General features: G+C 64.7%; 18 protein-coding genes, 1 tRNA gene and 1 riboswitch. Of the genes, 10 read left to right on the top strand and 9 right to left on the bottom strand.

Annotated elements, in window-relative coordinates:
* Positions 1–25: 25 nt before the first annotated feature.
* Positions 26–235 carry a DUF1674 domain-containing protein gene (locus tag JQ632_RS15395; RefSeq protein ID WP_212403485.1) on the bottom strand — a complete coding sequence of 70 codons (210 nt, stop codon included), beginning with the start codon at positions 233–235 and terminating at the stop codon, positions 26–28.
* A gap of 213 nt (positions 236–448) precedes the next feature.
* On the opposite strand from JQ632_RS15395, the gene JQ632_RS15390 reads away from it, so the two are divergent.
* The 3 genes from JQ632_RS15390 (at position 449) to purH (ending at position 5,428) form a co-directional block, all read left to right on the top strand.
* The gene (locus JQ632_RS15390) at positions 449–1,795 is read left to right on the top strand and encodes an RsmB/NOP family class I SAM-dependent RNA methyltransferase (protein WP_212403361.1); all 1,347 of its coding nucleotides are present in this window, start codon (positions 449–451) and stop codon (positions 1,793–1,795) included.
* A gap of 156 nt (positions 1,796–1,951) precedes the next feature.
* Positions 1,952–3,670, top strand: a complete 1,719-nt coding sequence (locus JQ632_RS15385) for a heparinase II/III family protein (RefSeq protein WP_212403483.1) — start codon at positions 1,952–1,954, stop codon at positions 3,668–3,670.
* A gap of 59 nt (positions 3,671–3,729) precedes the next feature.
* A riboswitch (ZMP/ZTP riboswitch) is annotated at positions 3,730–3,811 on the top strand.
* Between the two features lie 24 nt (positions 3,812–3,835).
* Positions 3,836–5,428, top strand: a complete 1,593-nt coding sequence (gene purH / locus JQ632_RS15380) for a bifunctional phosphoribosylaminoimidazolecarboxamide formyltransferase/IMP cyclohydrolase (protein ID WP_212403359.1) — start codon at positions 3,836–3,838, stop codon at positions 5,426–5,428.
* On the opposite strand, the gene JQ632_RS15375 is transcribed toward purH, so the two are convergent.
* Positions 5,425–5,625 carry a hypothetical protein gene (locus JQ632_RS15375; protein ID WP_212403356.1) on the bottom strand — a complete coding sequence of 67 codons (201 nt, stop codon included), beginning with the start codon at positions 5,623–5,625 and terminating at the stop codon, positions 5,425–5,427. The two genes, purH and JQ632_RS15375, sit on opposite strands and share 4 nt — an antisense overlap.
* Before the next feature lie 2 nt (positions 5,626–5,627).
* Positions 5,628–7,007, bottom strand: a complete 1,380-nt coding sequence (locus JQ632_RS15370) for an MFS transporter (protein WP_212403354.1) — start codon at positions 7,005–7,007, stop codon at positions 5,628–5,630.
* Between the two features lie 103 nt (positions 7,008–7,110).
* Here JQ632_RS15370 and ggt point away from each other — a divergent pair, with 103 nt between their 5' ends.
* Positions 7,111–8,859: a gamma-glutamyltransferase gene (gene ggt, locus JQ632_RS15365; RefSeq protein WP_212403352.1), complete on the top strand. Its 1,749-nt coding sequence runs from the start codon at positions 7,111–7,113 to the stop codon at positions 8,857–8,859.
* Between the two features lie 77 nt (positions 8,860–8,936).
* A complete protein-coding gene (locus JQ632_RS15360; RefSeq protein WP_212403350.1) occupies positions 8,937–10,331 on the top strand; it encodes a serine hydrolase in 1,395 nt (464 codons plus the stop codon).
* Positions 10,332–10,427: 96 nt separating this feature from the next.
* Here the strand turns inward: JQ632_RS15360 and JQ632_RS15355 are convergent, their stop codons facing one another.
* Complete coding sequence (locus JQ632_RS15355) at positions 10,428–11,093, bottom strand: glutathione S-transferase family protein (RefSeq protein ID WP_212403348.1); 666 nt, start codon at positions 11,091–11,093, stop codon at positions 10,428–10,430.
* A gap of 160 nt (positions 11,094–11,253) precedes the next feature.
* Between JQ632_RS15355 and JQ632_RS15350 the strand changes: the two genes are divergently transcribed.
* From JQ632_RS15350 to panE, 4 genes are all read left to right on the top strand, one after another.
* Positions 11,254–11,838: a DUF2239 family protein gene (locus JQ632_RS15350; RefSeq protein ID WP_212403346.1), complete on the top strand. Its 585-nt coding sequence runs from the start codon at positions 11,254–11,256 to the stop codon at positions 11,836–11,838.
* A 90-nt stretch (positions 11,839–11,928) separates the two neighbouring features.
* The gene (locus JQ632_RS15345; protein WP_212403344.1) at positions 11,929–13,275 is read left to right on the top strand and encodes an MATE family efflux transporter; all 1,347 of its coding nucleotides are present in this window, start codon (positions 11,929–11,931) and stop codon (positions 13,273–13,275) included.
* A 100-nt stretch (positions 13,276–13,375) separates the two neighbouring features.
* Positions 13,376–13,984, top strand: a complete 609-nt coding sequence (locus tag JQ632_RS15340; protein ID WP_212403342.1) for a 2-hydroxychromene-2-carboxylate isomerase — start codon at positions 13,376–13,378, stop codon at positions 13,982–13,984.
* Positions 13,985–14,174: 190 nt separating this feature from the next.
* On the top strand, positions 14,175–15,098 hold the full coding sequence (panE, locus tag JQ632_RS15335) for a 2-dehydropantoate 2-reductase (RefSeq protein ID WP_212403339.1): 924 nt from the start codon (positions 14,175–14,177) through the stop codon (positions 15,096–15,098).
* Between the two features lie 53 nt (positions 15,099–15,151).
* Here panE and JQ632_RS15330 read toward each other — a convergent pair whose 3' ends face one another.
* The 5 genes from JQ632_RS15330 to JQ632_RS15310 all read right to left on the bottom strand — a co-directional run bounded on the left by JQ632_RS15330 (position 15,152) and on the right by JQ632_RS15310 (position 19,826).
* Entirely contained in the window at positions 15,152–15,733 is a 582-nt protein-coding gene (locus JQ632_RS15330) for a c-type cytochrome (protein WP_212403337.1), read from the bottom strand.
* A gap of 191 nt (positions 15,734–15,924) precedes the next feature.
* On the bottom strand, positions 15,925–17,208 hold the full coding sequence (locus JQ632_RS15325; RefSeq protein WP_212403335.1) for a sorbosone dehydrogenase family protein: 1,284 nt from the start codon (positions 17,206–17,208) through the stop codon (positions 15,925–15,927).
* Positions 17,209–17,458: 250 nt separating this feature from the next.
* Entirely contained in the window at positions 17,459–18,478 is a 1,020-nt protein-coding gene (locus JQ632_RS15320) for a L,D-transpeptidase family protein (protein ID WP_409363486.1), read from the bottom strand.
* 203 nt (positions 18,479–18,681) lie between these two features.
* Entirely contained in the window at positions 18,682–19,668 is a 987-nt protein-coding gene (locus tag JQ632_RS15315) for an NAD(P)-dependent oxidoreductase (protein WP_212403332.1), read from the bottom strand.
* Between the two features lie 83 nt (positions 19,669–19,751).
* Positions 19,752–19,826, bottom strand: a tRNA-Gly gene (locus JQ632_RS15310).
* A 275-nt stretch (positions 19,827–20,101) separates the two neighbouring features.
* On the opposite strand from JQ632_RS15310, the gene trxA reads away from it, so the two are divergent.
* Positions 20,102–21,025, top strand: coding sequence for a thioredoxin (gene trxA / locus JQ632_RS15305; protein ID WP_212403330.1), 924 nt, complete (start codon positions 20,102–20,104; stop codon positions 21,023–21,025).
* Positions 21,026–21,089: the final 64 nt, after the last annotated feature.

Below are 21,089 nucleotides of genomic sequence, written 5' to 3'. Positions count from 1 at the left end.
GAGAGGGCCAAGCAACAGCCCGGACTCAGAAGTCCGAGGCGATGCCTTTGCGTTCCCAGTCGCCGTAGCGCGTGGGCTCCGGCCCTTTCGGTCCCTGCATTTCCTTCGGCCGCGCCTTGTCTCGAGCTTCGGCTTCGGCCGCGGCGGCGTTCCGGCGCGCTTCGGCCTCGGCCAGCGCCCGCTGGGCGGCCGGCGGCAAGGGTTTTCGTTCCGGTGAAGAAGAATTGTCGCTCATCAAGAGGCTCTTTACCCCAGGACCGCGCTCCGCGCGATCCCCCAAGAGATCGTCGAACAGATGGTCCAGGAGACCGTCCAAGAGGTCGTCACGATCGGATGAAAAAACCAGAGGCGATTCTTACATTTGGCATATTCGCATGCCACAGATGCGGATCATCAGGCATACGCCGACCGCGGCGGAACTGCCGCTCGCTCAGAACCTTACGTCCGCATGCCTCCTCAACGTTTCGCTCCACCGACTGAAGTGCCCGGTCTCGCGGCACGACGTATCGCCGCCGACATCGTCGACGGCGTCCTGCACAAGCACCGCACGCTGGATGACCAGCTTGACGGCGCCGGCGCCCATCCCGGACTGAAGACGCTCGCCGATCGCGACCGCGCGCTGATGCGCCGCCTGGTAGCGACCATTTTGCGCAAGCTCGGAACGCTCGGCCACGTGCTGTCGCGGTTGCTCGACAAGGGGATTCCCTCCGATGCGCCGCGGGCGCAGAGCGCGCTGCTGATCGGTGCCGCGCAGATCCTCTGGATGGACGTTCCCGATCACGCCGCGGTCGATCTCTCGGTCCGCCTCGTGCAATCCGATCGCCGCGCGGCGCGCTATGCCGGCCTCGTCAACGCCGTGCTGCGGCGCTGCGCGCGCGAGGGCAAGGCGCTGGTCGATGAAGTTGCCGCACAATCGCTGGACCTGCCGCCCTGGCTGCTGGCGCGCTGGAGCGCGCATTATGGCGAGGCCACTGCGCGCGAGATGGCACAGGCGCTCGGCCACGAACCCTCGCTCGATCTCACGGTGAAATCGGACGCCGCGCAATGGGCGAGCCGGCTGCATGGCGAGGTGCTGCCGACCGGAACGGTGCGCACGCTGCTGCACGGCTCGGTGACCATGCTGCCCGGATTCGGCGACGGCCAATGGTGGGTGCAGGACGCCGCCGCCGCATTGCCCGCGCATCTCTTCGGCGACATCGCCGGAAAATCGATCGCCGACCTCTGCGCGGCACCCGGCGGCAAGACCGCGCAACTGGCACAGGCCGGCGCCAGGGTGACGGCCATCGACCGCTCGCCGGCCCGCGTCGCGCGGCTACGCGAAAACCTCGCACGGCTGATGCTCCAGGCGGAAACCGTGGTCGCCGATGCCGTAGAATGGCAGGGGCCGGCCGAAGGGTTCGACGGCATTTTGATCGACGCCCCATGCACCTCGACCGGTACGATTCGCCGCCACCCCGACGTCGCCTGGCTGCGGCAGGAATCCGACATCGCGTCGCTGGCCGCGCTCCAGCAGCGGCTGCTGCGGAAATCCATCACGCTGCTCAAGTCAGGCGGCATGTTGGTCTATTGCACCTGCTCCCTGGAACCCGAGGAGGGCGAGCAGGCGATATCAGCGCTGCTCGCCGCGGAGCCCACGCTCCGCCGCGTCCCGATCGCGGCGTCCGAGGTCGCGGGCCTGTCCGAGATCATCACTGCCGACGGTGACCTGCGCACCCTGCCCTGCCATCTGCCGCATACCGACCCGAGGCTCGGCGGGCTCGACGGATTTTTTGCCGCCCGGCTGGTTAAATCCTGATTTTGCACCGGTTTTTGCTTCTGGGGCGCTGATTCGTACGGTTTCAAGGTGGTGTCAGGCGCCCGATTTTGGGATTAAAAGGATTCGTCGGAATCCTCTCCCCCTTCAAGGCAAGGCGTGTCGGTCGCTCAACGCAGACGCATCTCGACGCTGGTCATGAACCGCTTCGCGCGGAACGTGCTTGCGCGCGCGAGCGGCGGATCGGTCGCGGTGTCGCGACTCTGGCCCGGACGCACCGATCGGTTGATCATCGCGCCGCATGATCTGCGCACCGCGGACGCCACCCGAGCCGCGGAGATTTACGCCGGCCGCTTCGTCTTCGCCGGAAAGATCGTCAATTGCCATGGCCGCTCGATCTTCGATCTCGAGCCGCCGTCGGAGGATTGGGAGGTCGCGCTGCTCGGCTTCGGCTGGCTGCGCCATCTGCGTGCCGCCGACACCGCACTGACACGGGCCAACGCGCGCGCTCTGGTCGAGGACTGGATCTCCAACCCGGCCAACAAGCGCCGTCCGGTCGCCCGCCGTGCCGACGTGCTGGCGCGTCGCGTGATCTCGCTTCTCTCGCAAGCGCCGCTGGTGCTCGGCGATACCGACAACAAATTCTATCGCCGTTACCTGCGCGGCCTTGCGCGCGAGATTCGTTATCTCCGCTACACCATGGTCGACATCCCGGACGGGGTGCCGCGGCTCCAGGTGCTGATGGCGCTGTGCTACGCCGCGCTGTGCCTGGCCAACCAGGCGCGTCACATCCGCAGCGCCTCGCGAAAACTCTCGGACGAGCTGCAGCGTCAGATCCTGCCGGACGGCGGGCACGTCTCCCGCAATCCGGGCGCGCTGATCGAACTGTTGATCGACCTGCTGCCGCTGCGGCAGACCTTTGCCGCGCGCAACATCGCCCCACCGCCCGCGTTGCTCAACGCGATCGACCGCATGATGCCGATGCTGCGCTTCTTCCGGCACGGCGACGGCAATTTCGCGCTGTTCAACGGCATGAGTGCGACGCCGTCGGATCTGCTTGCCACCCTGCTCGCCTATGACGACACCCACGGCGCGCCGATGGCGAACATGCCGCATGCCGGCTTCCAGCGGCTCGACGCCGGACAGTTGACGCTGATCATGGACACCGGTGCGCCGCCACCGGCCAATGTCAGCCACGACGCGCATGCCGGCTGCCTGTCCTTCGAACTGTCATCGGGCATCAGCCGCATCGTGACCAATTGCGGCATGCCGACGACGGGCCGCGACAATTGGCGACCCTTTGCGCGCGGCACTGCGGCGCATTCGACGCTGACCTATCACGACACCTCGTCGTGCCAGTTCGTGGAATTGTCGGCGATGAAGAAGCTGCTGCACGGCGCGCCCGTCGTCAGCGGGCCGTCCGAAGTGGAGAGCTATCGCGAGGTCGTGCAGAACGGCACGCTGCTCACGGCCTCGCATGACGGCTATCTCGCAAAATTCGGCGTGATCCATCGCCGTGTCGTGATGGTCGCCGATGATGGCACGCGGCTCGACGGCGAGGACACGCTGTCGCCGCCGCAGGGCGGACGTCTCAAAGGCGCCAACGCCGATTTCGCGCTGCGCTTCCATTTGCACCCGGCGGTGAAGGCGAGCCGCCTGTCGGATGCCCGCGGCGTCATGCTTGTGCTGCCGAACCGCGACGTCTGGACCTTCGAGGCGCTCGACGACAAGGTCGACCTCGAGGACAGCGTGTTCCTGGCCGGCAATGACGGCCCCCGCCGCACCGCCCAGATCGTGATCCGGCAGGACGCCCGCCAGGCTCCCTCGATCCGCTGGAGCTTTGTCCGCTCCACCGCCTCGCCCACGGTCACCAATGCCCGCCGCAACGCGCGCCGCGAGCCGGAACTTCCGCTGTAGATGCATGTGGTTCAGGCATAGCTGGTCGTTGTGAAGCGCGCCGAAAACTGCTAACGAGCCCTCGCTCGCGCGACTGGCGACCTTGGATGGAGCACCATCGGGAAGCGCGGGACACATCTGCCGCGCGCCTGGGCATAGGGACTCCCTGAACAGAGGATCTTGCTCATGACTGACCATCCCCGCCGCGTCACCCGCGCCCTTCTCTCCGTTTCCGACAAGACCGGCCTGATCGAGTTTGCCAAAGCGCTTGCTGCGCATGGCGTCGAGCTGGTTTCGACCGGCGGCACCGCCAAGGCGATCGCCGCCGCCGGCCTCAAGGTGAAGGACGTCTCGGAGCTGACCGGCTTCCCCGAGATGATGGACGGCCGCGTCAAGACGCTGCATCCGAAGGTGCATGGCGGCCTGCTCGCGATCCGCGACAATGCCGAGCACGCCTCCGCTATGAAGACGCATGGCATCGCGCCGATCGACCTGCTCGTGGTCAACCTCTATCCGTTCGAGGCGACCGTGGACAAAGGCGCCGGCTTCGAGGAGTGCATCGAGAACATCGACATCGGCGGCCCCGCGATGATCCGCGCCGCCGCGAAGAACCATGATGATGTCGCCGTCGTGGTCGAGGCGCAGGACTATCAGGCGGTGCTCGACGAGCTCGCCGCCAACGATGGCGCGACCACGCTGAAGCTGCGCCGTCGCCTCGCCGCGAAGGCCTATGCACGCACCGGCGCCTACGATGCCGCGATCTCGAACTGGTTTGCGCGTCAGCTCGAGATCGATGCGCCCGATTTCCGCGCCTTCGGCGGCCGCCTGATCCAGGCGCTGCGCTACGGCGAGAACCCGCATCAGACCGCGGCGTTCTATGCGCTGCCGGACAAGCGCCCGGGCGTCTCCACCGCGCGCCAGTTGCAGGGCAAGGAGCTGTCCTACAACAACATCAACGACACCGACGCGGCCTATGAGTGCATCGGCGAGTTCGACGCCAAGCGCACCGCGGCCTGTGTCATCGTCAAGCATGCCAACCCTTGCGGCGTCGCTGAGGGTCCCGACCTCGTCAGCGCTTATCGCCGGGCGCTCGCCTGCGACTCGACCTCCGCCTTCGGCGGCATCATCGCGATGAACCGCGCGCTCGACGCGGACACCGCGCGCGAGATCACGAAGATCTTCACCGAGGTGATCATCGCGCCCGATGCCAGCGAGGAGGCGATCGCCATCATCGGCGCGCGCAAGAATCTTCGTCTCCTGTTGGCCGGCGCCCTACCCGATCCGCGCGCGGCCGGCTTCACCGCGAAGACGGTGGCCGGCGGCCTGCTGGTGCAGAGCCGCGACAACGCCGTGGTCGACGACATGACCTTCAAGGTGGTGACCAAGCGCGCGCCGACCGACGCCGAAATGCGCGACCTGAAATTCGCGTTCCGGGTCGCAAAGCACGTCAAGTCCAACACCATCATCTACGCCAAGGACCTCGCCACCGTCGGTATCGGCGCGGGCCAGATGAGCCGGGTGGATTCGGCGCGGATCGCGGCACGCAAAGCCCTGGATGCGGCCAACGAACTGAAGCTCGCGGAGCCGCTGACCAAGGGCTCGGTCGTGGCGTCAGATGCGTTCTTCCCGTTCGCCGACGGCATGCTCGCCTGCATCGAGGCCGGCGCCACCGCCGTGGTGCAGCCCGGCGGCTCCATGCGCGACGACGAGGTGATCAAGGCCGCCGACGAGCACGGCATCGCCATGGTCTTCACGGGCACGCGGCATTTCCGGCATTAATCCTGCGGCGAACGACGCTGCCGCCAGATATAGGCGGCGTTCGAAAGCAACAGGACAAGCAAAACGGCAACATAGATCGCCGCTTCGATCGGGAAGCGGTGAACGCCGCGAAGTGCCGAGATGAAGGTCGAAGCAATGCCTGCTACCGCGCCAAGGTTGGCGATCAGCAGGCAAATCCGCAGCCGGGCGCCTGACATGATCAGTCCCGCACCCGCATCAACAGCGCGAGCCCCGCGACGAAAAACACCACCAGCACCGCCATGCCGGCCTTCTGGCTGGCGGTTGCGGCCGTGATCGCGCCGATCAGGAGCGGGCCGACAAAGGACGTCACCTTGCCGGTCAGCGCGAACAGGCCAAAATACTGGGCGATGCGATCCTTCGGTGCGAGGCGGATCAGCATGGTGCGCGAGGCCGCCTGCAAGGGGCCTCCGGCGGCTCCGATCAGGCAACCGAGCACGAGATAGGCGCGTTCGGCCGCGCCCGAGAACAGAGGGCCACCGGGCACGGGCGGCGCAACCGTGACGAACAGGACGCTGTCCTTGTCGACGAGCAGGATCGCCGCCAGCGACAGCAGCAGGATCAGCATGCTGCCGGCGATCACGCGCTTGGGCCCCAAGGAATCATCCAGCTTGCCGCCGAGCCAGGCGCCGAACGTGCCGGCGATCGCGAGCATGATGCCAAACGTGCCGATCTGGATCGTGTGCCAGCCAAAGGTGCCGGCCGCGTAGATACCGCCGAAGGCGAACAGCGATACCAGCCCGTCGGTGTAGATCATGTTGGCGAGCAGGAATGCCGCGAGCGATTTCCGCTTAGGCAGCTCGGCCAGCGATTGCTTCAGCTCCGACAGGCCCTGCCGCAAAGCCTCGCGTACCGGGCGCTTGGCCGGATAGTCAGGCGTGAACAGGAACATCGGCGTCACGAAGACGACGAACCAGAGCGCGGTCAGAGGTCCGGTGATGCGATCGCCCTGATGCGAGGCAGGATCGAGCCCGAACAGCGGCGTGAAGCCGAGCAGCGTGCGGCCGGTCTCGGGATTGGCGGCGAGGAAGCCGAGCACGATGATCAGACTGACGATGCCGCCGACATAGCCAGTGGCCCAGCCGTTGCCCGAGAGCCGGCCGATCCGCTCCGGCGGCACCAGGGTCGGCATCATCGCGTTGTTGAAGACGGTGGCGAACTCCGCGCCGACGCTCGCGAGCGCGAGCGCCGTGAGCAGCGGCGGGATGATGCCGACATCGCCCGGCTTGCCGATCCACATCGTGCAGGAACCGATCACCAGCATGGCGCCGAATGCGGCAATCCACGGCTTGCGGCGACCGGCGGCGTCCGCAATCGCCCCGAGCACCGGCGACAGGAGCGCGATGGCCATGCCGGCGGCCGCCATCGCAAATCCCCACAGCGACTGCCCGGTCGCGGGATCCGGAGCGATATTGGTGGCGAAATAGGGCGCGAAAACGAAGGTCGTGATCAGCGTGAAGTAGGGCTGCGCGGCCCAATCGAAGAAGATCCAGCTGACGACGGCGGCACGCGACGGATAAGTCCGCCGCACCATGCCCACCTCTGTGGCGATCGTCGTCATCGTCAATTCCTTATCACGAACAGGCGTTTTGCCCGACTTGGCGCAAACCGTATAGCATCAAGGAGATACTGTGGGATTGGCCTGAAGGCACGGCGGAAGTGTGATGATATCGTCTTATACAACACGGCGGATATTCCTCGCGACGATCGCGATTCTGCTTGCGGGAGTCCTGCCCACCACCGCGCAAGAGCGGCGCGTCTATGTACCCCCTTCGCTCGACTCGGTCCACGCCGTCAGTGCCGAACATGGCATGGTGGTGGCGCAGGAGAAGATATCGGCCCAGGTAGGCGCCGATATCCTGCGGCGGGGCGGCAACGCCGTGGATGCTGCCGTCGCCACCGGCTTTGCCATGGCCGTCACCTATCCGCGCGCCGGCAATATCGGCGGCGGCGGCTTCATGGTGATCCACTCGACGGAGCGCAAGGAAGCCGTCGCGATCGACTATCGCGAGACCGCACCGGCCGCGACCACGGCAAACATCTTCCTTGGCGACGACGGCAAGCCCGACATCGCCAAATCGCGCGATTCGGCACTCGGCATCGGTGTGCCTGGTACGGTTGCCGGACTGGCGCTGGCGCTGGAGAAATACGGCTCGGGCCAGTTCACGCTGGCTGACTTGCTGCAACCGGCGATCGCGCTGGCGCGCGACGGCTTTGTCATCGGCGATGACATCGCCGACACCTTGCCGAGCTGGCATAGGCGGCTGGCCCGCTTTCCTTCCTCTGCAAAAATCTTCTCGCGGCCGGACGGCACGCCGCTCCGCGAGGATGATCGTCTGGTGCAAAGCGACCTTGCGGAAACACTGATGACCATTGCCGCGCAAGGGCCACGCGGATTCTACGAGGGTCCGGTCGCGGAAAAGCTCGCCAAGGCCGTGAGCGACGCCGGCGGCATCATGACGCCGGACGATCTCAGATCGTACCGTGCCGTGGTCCGCGAACCCGTGCGCGGAACCTATCGCGGCTACGACATCGTCTCGATGCCGCAGCCGTCGTCCGGCGGCGTGGTGCTGGTGGAGACGCTCAACATTCTGGAAGGCTTTCCACTCTCCGACCTGAAGCAGGGCTCGGCGCCGTCGCTGCACCTGTTGATCGAGGCGATGAAACGTGCCTATGCGGACCGCGCCCGCTATCTCGGCGATCCCGCTTACGTCAAGGCGCCGATCCAGACCCTGATCGCGAAGGACTATGCGGGCAGGCTGCGCGACGGCATCAAGGTCGATAGCGCCACGCCGGCGCGCGAGATCGTCGCGGCCGCGGCGCCGCTCCGCGAAGGCAGCAACACCACGCATTACTCCATCGTCGACGGCCGCGGCAATGCGGTGAGCAACACCTACACGCTCAACTTCAGCTACGGCGTTGGCCTCGTTGCCGAGGGCACCGGTGTGCTGCTCAACAACGAGCTCGATGATTTCACCGCCGCGGTCGGCACGTCCAACGCCTACGGCCTCGTCGGCTACGAGGCCAATTTGCCCGGCCCCGGCAAACGGCCGCTGTCCTCGATGTCGCCGACCATCGTGCTCAGGGATGGCAAGCCGGTGCTGGTCACGGGCTCGCCCGGCGGCAGCCGCATCATCTCGAGCGTGCTCCAGGTGATCGTCAACGTGCTCGATTACAAGATGGACGTGGCGGCAGCGGTCGCCGCACCACGCCTGCATCACCAATGGCTGCCCGACGAAGTGCGCGTCGAGAAGGGGTTTCCCGACGACGTGCTGTCCGAGCTGAAGGCAATGGGCCATCTCGTCGTCGAGCCGATGGGCCAGACATCGGCCAATTCGATCGCGGTAACGCCGAACGGTCCGCTCGGCGCGCCCGATCCCCGCACCCGTGGCGCGGAAGCGGCGGGGCAATAGGAGCCTGCCAGTACCGGACTTTTGAGCGCAGCTTCGTCGTGATATCGACGCAGGCTCCGGCGTCAAAACGAGCCTCCATGAGACTTTTCCTGCGAATCTCGGCCGCGCTCATCGTGCTGGCGCTGCTTGCCGGCGGCGCGCTCGGCGTCGTCTATCGCCCGGACGACGCACTTCGCGTGGCAACCGGCTTCGTCGCGCACAACGTTTGCAGCAAGACGTTCGTTTCCGGCCTCGACCCGCAGATCGTGTTCGGGGAGACGACCGAGCGCGAAGGCATAAGCCGGCTGAGCCCGCTGATGCGGCTCGATCTCGATCGCGCGGCGAAGACCGCCGACGTCACCGTGCTCGGCCGCTTCCGCAGCCACGCGATCTTTCGCGACGGCTTTGGTTGCGTGCTGCACCATGGCACGAGAACGCCCTATCTGCCGAAGATCGACCTCGTGGCGGCGAAGACGCCGAAGGCGCCGCCGCTGCTGCCCGAGATCGCAGGCGATGCCGTCGTCGCGCCCGCCGAGCCCGCACTGAAGGCGGCGCTCGATCATGCTTTCGAGGAACCGGCCAGCCCGCCGTTCCGGCGCACCAAGGCGATCGTCGTGGTGCGCGACGGCCGTGTGATCGCCGAACGCTATGCACCAGGCATCGGCGTCGACACGCCGCTGCTCGGCTTCTCCATGACCAAATCCGTCATCAACGCGCTGCTCGGAATCATGACGCAGCAGGATATTCTGAGCCCTTCAGTGCCTGCGCCCGTGCCCGAATGGCGCAACCCATCCGATCCGCGTCGCGAGATCGAGGTCGGGCATCTCATGCGGATGACGGCGGGACTTGACCTCGACGAGACCAATAGCGGCTTCGATCCGTCGAGCCGGATGATGTACCTGCCCGACGACATGGCAGGCTTCGCGGTGCAGGCCAGCCTGATCGCGCCGGTCGGCAAACGCTGGCATTATTCGAGCGGCAGCACGCAGATTTTGGCGCGCATCGTCCGCGACGGCACCGGTGGGCCCGAGCGAAGCCTCGCTTTCGCCTGGCGCGAATTGTTCAACCCGCTCGGAATGCGTCATGTCACGCTGGAGCTCGACGGCGCCGGCACCATTCAAGGCACGACCTATATGCTCGCGAGCGCGCGCGACTGGGCGCGCTTCGGCCTGCTCTATCTCAATGACGGCGTGGTCGGCGGAAAGCGCATTTTGCACGAGGACTGGGTGGATTTTTGCGCGGCGGCGACGCTCGACACGGATTATGCGGCCGGCTTCTGGACCAATCGCAGCGAGCACCCGCACGCAAAAGGCCGCGTGCAGGCGGGCATTCCGCGCGATGCCTTCTTCGCCTCCGGCGATCTCGGCCAGCGCATCTTCATCATCCCCTCGCAGCGCATGGTCGTCGTGCGCCTCGGCGATTCCGTCGATCCGACCGGAGACATCCGCGGCGTGGCCCGGCTTATCCGGGAGGTGATCGCGGCGACCAACTAAGATCGTCATTCCGGGATGGTCCGAAGGACCAGACCCGGGATCTCGAGATTCCGGGTCCGATGCTACGCATCGCCCCGGAATGACGACAGAAAGCGATTAGCGCGCCAGCTCGTACGGCCCGCCCTTCTGTAGCGCGCGTTGATAGGCGGGACGCGCGTGGATGCGCTCGAGGAACGCCATTGCCTTGGGATGGCCCTGCTCCAGCCCGCCACGGGACTGGGCGGCTTCCAGCGGAAAGCTCATCTGGATGTCGGCCGCGGTGAATTCGTTGCCGGCGAACCATTCGCTCTTGCCGAGCTCGCCTTCCCAATAATCCATGTGCTGCTTGAGCTGCGGATTGACCAGCGTGGTCAGCGCCGTGTTCGAGACCTTGCGCACGAGCGGACGCAACAGCGCCGGTGCGCGCTTCGGCATCAGCGTGAACAGCAGCTTCAAGAGCAGCGGCTGCATCGCGGAGCCTTCCGCATAGTGCAGCCAATAGGTGTAGCGCAGCCGCTCCGGCGTGTTCGCCGGCGGGACGAGGCGACCCTGGCCGTAGGTGCTGACGATGTAGTCGATGATCGCGCCAGATTCGGCGACGGTGTTGCCGTTGTCGGTGATGACGGGCGACTTGCCGAGCGGATGGATGGCGCGCAGCTCTTTTGGCGCGCGCATGTCCGGCTGGCGCTGATAGCGCACGATCTCGTAGGGCACACCCAGCTCTTCGAGCAGCCACAGCACGCGCTGCGAGCGCGAGTTGTTGAGGTGGTGAACGGTCAGCATCGCTTTGATCCCCGATCGCGTGGTCGATTGGCTCGCGTTCGTGCCAGCCCGGCGGCGGAATGTCGAGCCGCCGGTCGCTTGAATTTTACCCGGGCATATTGACGGATGTATTTCATCCGGGTATAAAATCGCCACGCTGATCAAATTGGCAATGATTCCAATGACCGACACTTTCACCGCCTTCGCCGGCCAGCGGCGCCTGGCGTCCGGACCGATGACCGAGGTCGCACTCGCCGTAAAGCGGACGCAGGCCCGTGGCGGCGATCCGATCATCATCTTCACGGATGCGACGGGTCGCCCGATTGATTTCGACCTGCGCGGCGACGAGCGCGAGGTGACGGCGCGGCTGGCGAAGCTGGCGCCGCCACCCTCCGCCGAAGCAACCAAGCCGCCAACCGAACCGCGCGGACGCGGCCGGCCAAAGCTCGGCGTTGTCGCGCGCGAGGTGACGCTGCTGCCGCGGCACTGGGAGTGGCTCAACGCCCAGCCCGGCGGCGCGTCGGTGGCGCTGCGCAAGCTCGTCGACGACGCGCGACGTTTAAGCGGCGACAAGGACCGCGAGCGGCAGGCGCGCGATGCGGCCTACCACTTCATGTCGACCATGGCGGGCAATCTCGCAAATTTCGAGGAAGCCTCGCGCGCTCTGTTCGCGGATGACCGGCGACGCTTCGTCGGACTGATCGCGGACTGGCCAACCGACATCCGCGACCACGTCGTCAAGCTCGCCACCAGCGACCGCGCCTAGGCGAGAACGACCCTCTCAACGATCGACGGCTCAAGCCGCGCGCGTTCCGCGCGGCAACGGCCTCGCATGCCCCAACGACAAGGACCAGCCATGCCGACCCCATCGCTTCGAAAGACTTTTGCTACCTTCCTTGCACCGATGATGCTGAGCAACATTCTGCAAACGTTGTTCGGCACCATCAACAACGTCTATCTCGGCCAGATGATCGGGGTCGACGCGCTCGCCGCCGTCTCGGTGTTCTTCCCCGTGATGTTCTTCTTCCTCGCCTTCATCATGGGATTGAGCATGGGCGCGACCGTGCTGATCGGCCAGGCTTTTGGCGCCGGACGGATCGACCAGGTGCGCGCCGTCGCGGGAACGACGCTGTCCATCGGGCTGCTGCTCGCCACGGTGATCGCGATCGTCGGCGGCGTCTTTGCGCGAGAGCTCGTGATCGCGCTGGGAACGCCCGCCGGGATCGTCGCGGCGGCCACTTCCTATTCCCGTATCATGATGATGGCGATGCCGCTCATCTTCACCTTCATGCTGATGACCGCGATGCTGCGCGGCGCCGGCGACCCGGTGACACCGCTCGTGGCGCTGGCGATCTCCGCCGCCATCGGCCTCGTGACGACACCGGCCCTAATTCTGGGCTGGCTCGGACTGCCGCGGCTCGGGCTGGTCAGCGCCGCCTGGGGATCCGTCGTCTCAAGCTTCCTCACGCTGGTGTGGCTCGCGCTGCATCTTCGCCGCCGCAACCACATCCTGGCGCCGACCGTCTCCCTGCTGAGCGCGATGCGGCCCGATCTGGCGCTGCTGCCGACGATCCTGCGACTGGGCGTGCCGACCGCGATCGGCATGGTCGTGATGTCGGTGGCCGAGCTGGTACTGCTCGGCCTCGTCAACGGCTTCGGCTCCGAGGCGACCGCCGCCTATGGCGCCGTCAACCAGGTGATCTCCTGCGTGCAGTTTCCGGCTTTGTCGATCGCGATTTCGGTGTCTATCCTTGGCGCACAGGCGATCGGCCGCAATGAGGCGACACAGATCGGCGCGATCGTGCGCACCGGTCTGGAGATGAATGTGCTCCTGACCGGCGGGCTGGTCGTGCTCGGATATTTGTTCTCCCGTTCCGTGATCGGCGCCTTCATCACCGATCCGGCCGTCCTCGTCCTCGCACAGGACCTGCTGCACATCGTGTTGTGGAGCATGGTCCTGTTCGGCATGGCGACGGTGTTTTCCGGTGCGATGCGCGCCGGCGGCACGGTCTGGCTCCCGCTGCTGATCTCGGCCTTCGCGATCTCGGCGATCGAAGTGCCCTCGGCGATCCTGCTCAGCCGCAGCATCGGCATCGCAGGCATCTGGGCGGCCTATCCGATCACGTTCTCCGCCATGCTCCTTCTGCAGATGGGCTATTACCTGCTGGTGTGGCGGAAACGCGCGATCCGGCGCCTGATCTGATCAGGCGTCGCCATACTAGGTATTACGACCATCATTAAACGGTGGACCTCCGCTCGGCCCTGCGCGACAATGTGATGAAGATGATTTCAGGGAGGTGACATTGACGTGCGCGGCCCCACAATTCCTGTTCGATTTCGGCAGCCCCAATGCCTATCTCAGCCACGAGGCGATCCCGGCCATCGAGACGCGGACCGGCATGAAGTTCGACTACGTGCCGATCCTGCTCGGCGGCATCTTCAAGGCGACCAACAACAAGTCGCCGGCCGAGACACTCGCGGGCATCAAGAACAAGCGCGAATTCCACGCCGTCGAGACCGAGCGCTTTCTCAAACGCTTCCACGTCCAGCCCTATGTGTGGAATCCCTTCTTTCCCGTCAACACGCTGAACCTGATGCGCGCGGCGATCGCCGCGCAGCGCGAAGGCGTGTTCGAAAAATATGTCGAGGCTGCCTTCCACCATATGTGGCGCGAGCCGAAGAAGATGGACGACCCGGAAGTCGCGATGACGGCGCTCGCCTCCTCGGGCCTCGATGCCCAAAAGCTGTTTGCCCGCGCGCAGGAGCCCGAGGTCAAGGCTACCTTGATCAGGAACACCGAAGACGCCGTCGCCCGTGGCGCGTTTGGCTCGCCGACCTTCTTCGTCGGAAGTGAGATGTTTTTTGGCAAGGAGCAGTTGCGCGAGGTCGAGGAGATGGTGATGGGAAATTGATTCCCTCGTCACCGACAAGAAGAGCACCCTTCCGAAGTCGTGCTGGCGAAAGCCAGGCCCCATAATCACAGAGGTCATTGGTGCGATAAGCTGGGATCAAACTTGTCCGACAACCAGCAATTGGGGTAATGGGTCCTGGACTTCGCCAGGACGACGAAGAACAAACAAGAGCAACAAAAGGGACCATCCCATGCGTATCCTCGTGGTCGGTGCCGGCGCCATTGGCGGCTATTTTGGCGGCAGGCTGTTACAGGCCGGCCGGGACGTCACCTTCCTGGTGCGGCCGCGGCGAGCCCAGGAGCTTGCGAGCGCGGGCCTCGTCATCAAGAGTCCGAACGGCGACGCGACCCTGAAGAACCCGCCGGCGGTGCAGGCCGACAAGCTCAACGAAAAATTCGACGTCGTGCTGCTGAGCTGCAAGGCGTTCGATCTCGACGACGCCATCAAGTCGTTCGCGCCGGCCGTCGGCCCCTCGACCGCGATCATCCCGCTGCTCAACGGCATGCGGCATCTCGACGTGCTCGACCAGACATTCGGCGCCGACCGCGTGCTGGGCGGGCTTTGCGCCATCGCCGCGACGCTGAACGAGCGGCGCGAGGTGGTGCAGCTCCAGCCGATGCAGTCGATCAATTACGGCGAGCGCGACGGCAAACTGTCGGACCGCGTGAAGGCGATCGACGAGACCTTCAAGAGCGGCATCGCGGGCGCCGGCGCCAGCCAGAACATCCTGCAGGACATGTGGGAGAAGTGGGTGTTTTTGTCGTCGCTCGCGGCGTCCACCAGCCTGATGCGCACCTCCGTCGGCAACATCCTCGCCGTGCCCGGCGGCAAGGACTTCTTGCTCGGCATGCTCGATGAGACCAGCGCGACGGCCACCGCGTCGGGCTATGCGCCGGGCGGGCCGTTCTTCGAGCGCGTCAAGGGCATGATCACGGCCGAAGGCTCGCCGATGACGGCCTCGATGTTCCGCGACATCAAGGCCGGCCTGCCGGTGGAGGCCGATCACGTCATCGGCGACCTCATCGCGCGTGCGGATGCCGCCAAGGTACCCGTGCCAAAACTGCGCATCGCCTATACGCATCTCAAGGCGTATGAGAAGCAGCGAGCGGGTTAGGAAGCCACACACTCGCTGTCGTCCCGGCGAAGGGATTATTGCTAGATTTACCGCTACTTCAAATGCGCAAGATAATGCGCCACGGCGGTGATCTCCTCATCGCTCATGTGATAGGCGACATCAGCCATCGCAGCGACGCCGCCGCCGACGCGCTGGCCGGCTTTGTAATCGTGCAGCGCCTTCACCAGATATTCCTCGCGCTGGCCCGCAAGCCGCGCGACTGCCTTGGTGCCGGCATAGCTATCCGTATGGCATGAGGCGCAGCGGCGGCCGACGGCGACCTGTGCGCCCTTTTTCGAGAGGTCGGGATCCCCGTCTTCCGCTCCCTTAGGCGGCGTCATCTGCGAAAAGTAGGCGCCGAGATTGCGGATGTCCTCGTTGGTGATCTCTTCCGCGATAGGCTGCATCTGCTCGTTCTTGCGCGAGCCGGCGCGAAAGAACACGAGCTGCCACTGGATGAACTGATCCGGCTGTCCCGCAAGCGACGGAATGTTCTCGGTCTGCGAGATCCCGTTGTCACCATGACAACCGGAGCAGACCACGGCCTTTTCCTTCGCCGCAGCAGCATCGGCCGCGTGCGCAAGCGGCGGGAACAGAAGACCTGCCGACAAAATTGCGACCCAGGCAACGCGCATTGCTGTTCTCTCCGACTGTCATTGCCGGGGATAGCCCGGCAATCCATCGCGTTTTGTAGAGGTTGTTCATTGGGATGGATGCCCGGATCAAGTCCGGGCACGACGCATGCGTTCCCGTTACCGCCTGTCGCATCACGCAAAAGAGGCTGCGGCCGCCTTTCGGGCCACCGCAGCCCCCCTTTCGTCACGCGCTACTTCTTGCTGTAGCTGATGCGATAGATCGCGCCGGCCCAGTCGTCGGCGACGAGGATGGAGCCATCCTTGGCGAGGATGATGTCGTTGGGACGGCCGAGATAAGCCTGGTCGCCCTCGAGCCAGCCGGAAGCGAACACTTCCTGCTTGGCGTTCTTGCCGTCGGGCCCGGCGATCACGCGCATGATGCGCGCGCCCTGGTACTTGTGCCGGTTCCAGGAGCCGTGCTCGGCGATCAGGATGTTGTTCTTGTACTCGGCTGGGAATTGGTCGCCGGTATAGAACTTCATGCCGAGCGGAGCGACATGGGCCCCGAGATTCAGCACGGGCGGCGTGAACTCCGAGCACTTGTGGCCCATGGCGAACTTGTCGTCAGGCAGATTGCCCTGGTGGCAATACGGATAACCAAAGTGCTCGCCGATCTTGCTGATCATGTTGAGCTTGTCGCTCGGCAGATCGTCGCTGATCCAGTCGCGGGCATTTTCCGTGAACCAGAGCTTGCCGGTGCGCGGATCGACGTCGCCGCCGACCGAGTTGCGGACGCCAAGCGCATAGATTTCGGCGTTGCCGGTCTTGGGATCGACGCGCCGGATTTGCGAGACGCTGGTCGGGGGAATACCGATATTGAATGGCGGTCCGAACGGCAGGTAGAACCAGCCGTCCTTGTCCACCGCGATGTACTTCCAGCCGTGCGCGGCATAGGACGGCATGTCGTCATAGACGACCTTGCCCTGGCCGAGATTGTCGAGCTTGGCTTCGGCGTCGTCATAGCGGATCAGCTTGTCGACCGCGATGACGTAGAGCGCGCCGTCCTTGAAGGCGAGACCGGTCGGCATGTTCAGGCCCTTGAGGACCGTCTTGACCTCACGCTTGCCGCCATTGTCCTTGATCGCATAGACGTTGCCGAGGCCGAACGAGCCGACGAACAGCGTGCCCTTGTCACCCCAGGCCATCTGCCGCGCGGCCAGCACGCCGGGCGCCCAGACCTCGATCTTGAAGCCGGGCGGCAGCTTGATCTTCTTAATCATGGCGGCGAGTTCCGCCTCGGACGCGCCGGTCGGCGGGCCCGACGGCGGCGCGAGGCCCTTCTGGGCCTCGGTCTCGTCGCCGAGGAACCAGTCATCCGGCGGATGGGTCCAGAATTCCTTGGTGCCGGATTCGTATTTCTTGAGCGTCCGGTTCTTGTCCTGTTGCGCATTGCCGGCGCTTGTCCCCGCAAGAAGGGCAACCGCGGCTAGCGCCAAGACAGATCGAAACACGGATTGAAAGAATACCGATTTCATCGCGTCACTCCCCTAGGCCAGCCACATGGGCTGCGCCGTTATTTGTTTTGACTGTTCGAGAGACGAAGTTCGGAGTCTGTCAGAACGGCAGACATAAAAAGGTTAGCACAACTGCAGGCGGTGAGAAGCGCAGTGCGCACGGCGCGCGCCCGCGCTCAAAGAAAATTGAGACTGAAATCAAAATGGTGAAGTAGCTTTCCGGGCCGAGCTGTGTCGTCGGCCTGGGTTGCGGCGCAATATTCGGCCGGTGCTAACGCGCGCGACTCCGTCTCGCATCCTTGCTCGTATCTTGGGCAGTATCGGCCCCGCGGACGCTTGGCTGCCGCTCGGTGAATGACTTGTTGGCAGGACGATCGCTCCTTTCGACGAAAGCGACCTGCGTACCCTTGGCCACGCGTTCTGCGACTCGTTCGGCATCCCAGTTCGTCAATCGGACACAACCGTGCGACTCCCCCTTCGACACCTTACCCGGAGACGGCGTGCCATGGATGCCGTACCCGTCGGCCGAGAGGTTGATCCATATTGTGCCGACCGGGTTGTTCGGGCCGGGCCTGATCTTGAAGGGCCTGCGCGCGTGGACACCCTTGAAATGATAGTCGGGATTGTAGCGATAGGTCGGGTTACGATTGACTTCGGTCACCTTCAGCGTGCCGGAGGGCGAAGGCTTTTCCTCACTTCCGACCGTCGCGGGATAAAAGCCGAGCAGGGCATCCGTCTTGTCGAAGAGCCTCACGGTTTGCCGGCCCTTGTCGACCTCGATCCTTTCGGCCTTGGCGGAAGAAGCAGCTTGTCCGCCATTCGTATCGACCACGATGATCTTGTCTCCTGCGCGATCAAAATGCTGGGCAGGGTTGAGGACTGAGAGAAGTTGTTCGCTCATGTGGAATTTTTCAGCGAGCGCTTCCCGCGCGCTGGTGAAGCCCAGCTTGGGAATGTCCTTCATGTCCTCCATCCTGGAGGGCAGCTTTTTCAGGAAGGGTCCCGAAACATCTTTGTCGGTGATCGCATAGTCGGCGAGTACGGACCGATCGTCCGCGACCAGCCTCTTCCAGACCTCATCGGTCACGGTATCGCCGCTCGGCAATTGTTGCGCCTCAGCATAGGCCCGCAGCGCCTTCTTGGCGTTCTCACCGAATTTGCCGTCGATCTCGCCCGGCGAGAAGTTTGCGCGATCCAGGAGCACCTGAAGACGAATGCCCAATGGGCTCGCTTTCTCGTTCGACAGAGCTTTTGAAGATGGTTGAGCGGAGTTGATGGCGTCCGGCTTCATCTCGGCGCCTGACGCCGAACTCCCGATCAGGGCAATCACAAGCCCGATGCAGATGCGCTTCCCAGGGAGCGCCATGCGGTAAGGATCCCTTTCGTCCCCGCCACTAGCGAAAACTTCAGGTGGCGCTTCTCGTTCCTCCCGAAAGGACTGAGATTGCCAGATTTTCCCCGCATGGCGCAGCAGCCGCGAAATTGCGCCGTCGCTTACGGGCCGACAGGGTAAGGCCCATCCTCAAAGATCGTATCGTGATATCCCTTCGCGCCGACTTCGCGCGCCAGCGCGCTGCGGAAATCCCGCTCCGTGCGAAGGCTGTCCAGAACATGGGCAAAGTCGAACCGGGGTTGCCAGCCCAGCTCGCGACGCGCGCGATCATTGACGTAGACGCGGTCGATCTCCGGCAAGAGACACCAGCCGCGCGTCGCGTAGAGTTGTTCGCAGTCCGGATAGAGCTCCCGCACCACGCCGGCCGCATCGCGGCGCAGGGCAGCGACATGTCGTTGCGTGAAGGGGCTCGTCGCCGACACGACGTAGCGTGCGAAGCCGATCTCTGGCGCCCTATCAGTTGCCACCAGATGCGCGCTCACGGCGTCCGCGATGTCCAGGCGGCGATACAGGAGCTCGTTCGCCTGTGCATTCTCCAGCGCATAGGTCGCGCGCGCGACCGGATCGTCATCGTCCTCCGGGAAGAAGCGCGACGTCCGGAGCACGACGACGGGCAGACGCCGCTCGCGAAAGAACAGCTCGCACAGACTCTCCGCCATCAGCTTTGAGGTGCCGTAGATGTTCTTCGGCACCGACGGCAAATCCTCGGTGACCCAGACCGCTGCCTCGGCCGCATCCGGCCTCAGCTGCGAGCCGAACGCACTCGTCGTGCTCGTGAACACAAAGCTTTTCACACCGGCGGCCGCGGCCGCCTCGAGCAGGTTGAGCGTGCCGGTGACGTTGGTGTCGATGAAGTCCTGCATGGAATGCGTTGCGACATGCGGCTTGTGCAGCGTCGCGGTGTGCAGGACGGCGGAAACGTCCTTCATCAGCGTACGGAGGAAATCCGCATCGACGATCGAACCGACCGCATTGGTGAACGGCGAAGGCTTCAGATCAATCCCGCGCGCGGGCGTGCCGCGGGCCCGCAGCGTCCGGAGGATCGCTTCCCCGAGATGGCCCGCGCTGCCGGTGACCAGGATTGTCATTGCACTTCCAGCATACGTTCCTCAGGCGACGGCAAGACCGACGGAAGATCCGTCTCAGTCAGGCCAGGCGCTTGGGGGAAAATTGGAGCGGGCGAAGGGGCTCGAACCCTCGACCCCGACCTTGGCAAGGTCGTGCTCTACCACTGAGCTACACCCGCGTCCTGTGTCGGTCGCATGACGCGCCGGCAACGGCTGTCGTATGCCAAAAGCCGCCGGTGAATGCAACAGCTACCGGCGGCATAGAATCGCATTCGATGACCCCATATGGCCTCAAACCAAAGAAAACGGGGCCAAATTGGCCTGGAAGCACCCGAATCGGTTCCGGCACATTGAAAATCGGCCATCCCGGCCCAATTTAGGTGCCGGTACGGCAGCATCCGCCTTGGCGGCGTGCTAAAGACCGCCCAGTTCATTTGGATAAGACGAGGGACCCGTGACGATCATTGACCAGGGTAACGGGGCCGCGGGCCAGGCTGCGGCCGATCTGATCAAGGACACGACCACCCAGACCTTCGTGAAGGACGTCATCGAGGAATCGAAGCGCCAGCCGGTGCTGATCGACTTCTGGGCGGAGTGGTGCGGTCCCTGCAAGCAACTCACCCCCGTGCTGGAAAAGGCGGTCAAGGCCGCCAAGGGCAAGGTCAAGCTGGTCAAGATGAACATCGACCAGCATCCGGCGATCCCCGGCCAGATGGGCATTCAGTCGATTCCCGCCGTGATCGCCTTCGTCAACGGCCAGCCCGCCGACGGTTTCATGGGCGCGGTGCCGGAGAGCCAGGTGAATGCCTTCATCGAGCGGCTGACCAAGGGCGTCACCGCGCCCGGCGAGGTCAATGTCGCCGAGATCATCCAGGAGGCCGAGGCCGTGCTCGCCGAAGGCGATGCCGCGGCGGCAGCGCAGATCTATGCCGAGGCGCTCCAGGTCGATTCGACCAACATCGCCGCGCTTGCGGGACTGGCAAAATGCTACGTCGTCTCGGGCGCGATGGAGCAGGCCAAGCAGACGCTGGCCATGGTGCCGGAATCCAAGCGCAACGACGCCGCCGTGAAGGCCGTGCAGGCCTCGATCGATCTCGCCGAGCAGGCGCAGTCGCTCGGGCCGGTCGCCGAGCTGGAACAGAAAGTCGCCGCAAATCCGCTCGATCATCAGGCACGGTTCGACCTCGCGACCGCGCTCAACGCGCAGGGTAACCGGGCGGCGGCAACCGAGCAGTTGCTGGCGATCGTCAAGCGCGACCGCAAATGGAACGATGACGGCGCGCGCAAGCAGCTCATCCAGTTCTTCGAAGCCTGGGGCGGCACGGATGATGCAACCGTCGAAGGACGCAAGAAGCTGTCGACCATCCTGTTTTCCTAGGCGCGGTCTTCGCGCCTAAGGTTTTTGTTTGAGCATGACCTCTTCGGGAGCTGCGCACTTTTCC

Origin of the sequence: Bradyrhizobium liaoningense (genome assembly GCF_018130955.1) — a bacterium.
In the GTDB taxonomy this organism is placed as follows: domain Bacteria; phylum Pseudomonadota; class Alphaproteobacteria; order Rhizobiales; family Xanthobacteraceae; genus Bradyrhizobium; species Bradyrhizobium liaoningense_C.
The sequence above is the reverse complement of the archived record's forward strand: the minus strand, read 5'-3'. Positions and strand labels throughout refer to the sequence as shown.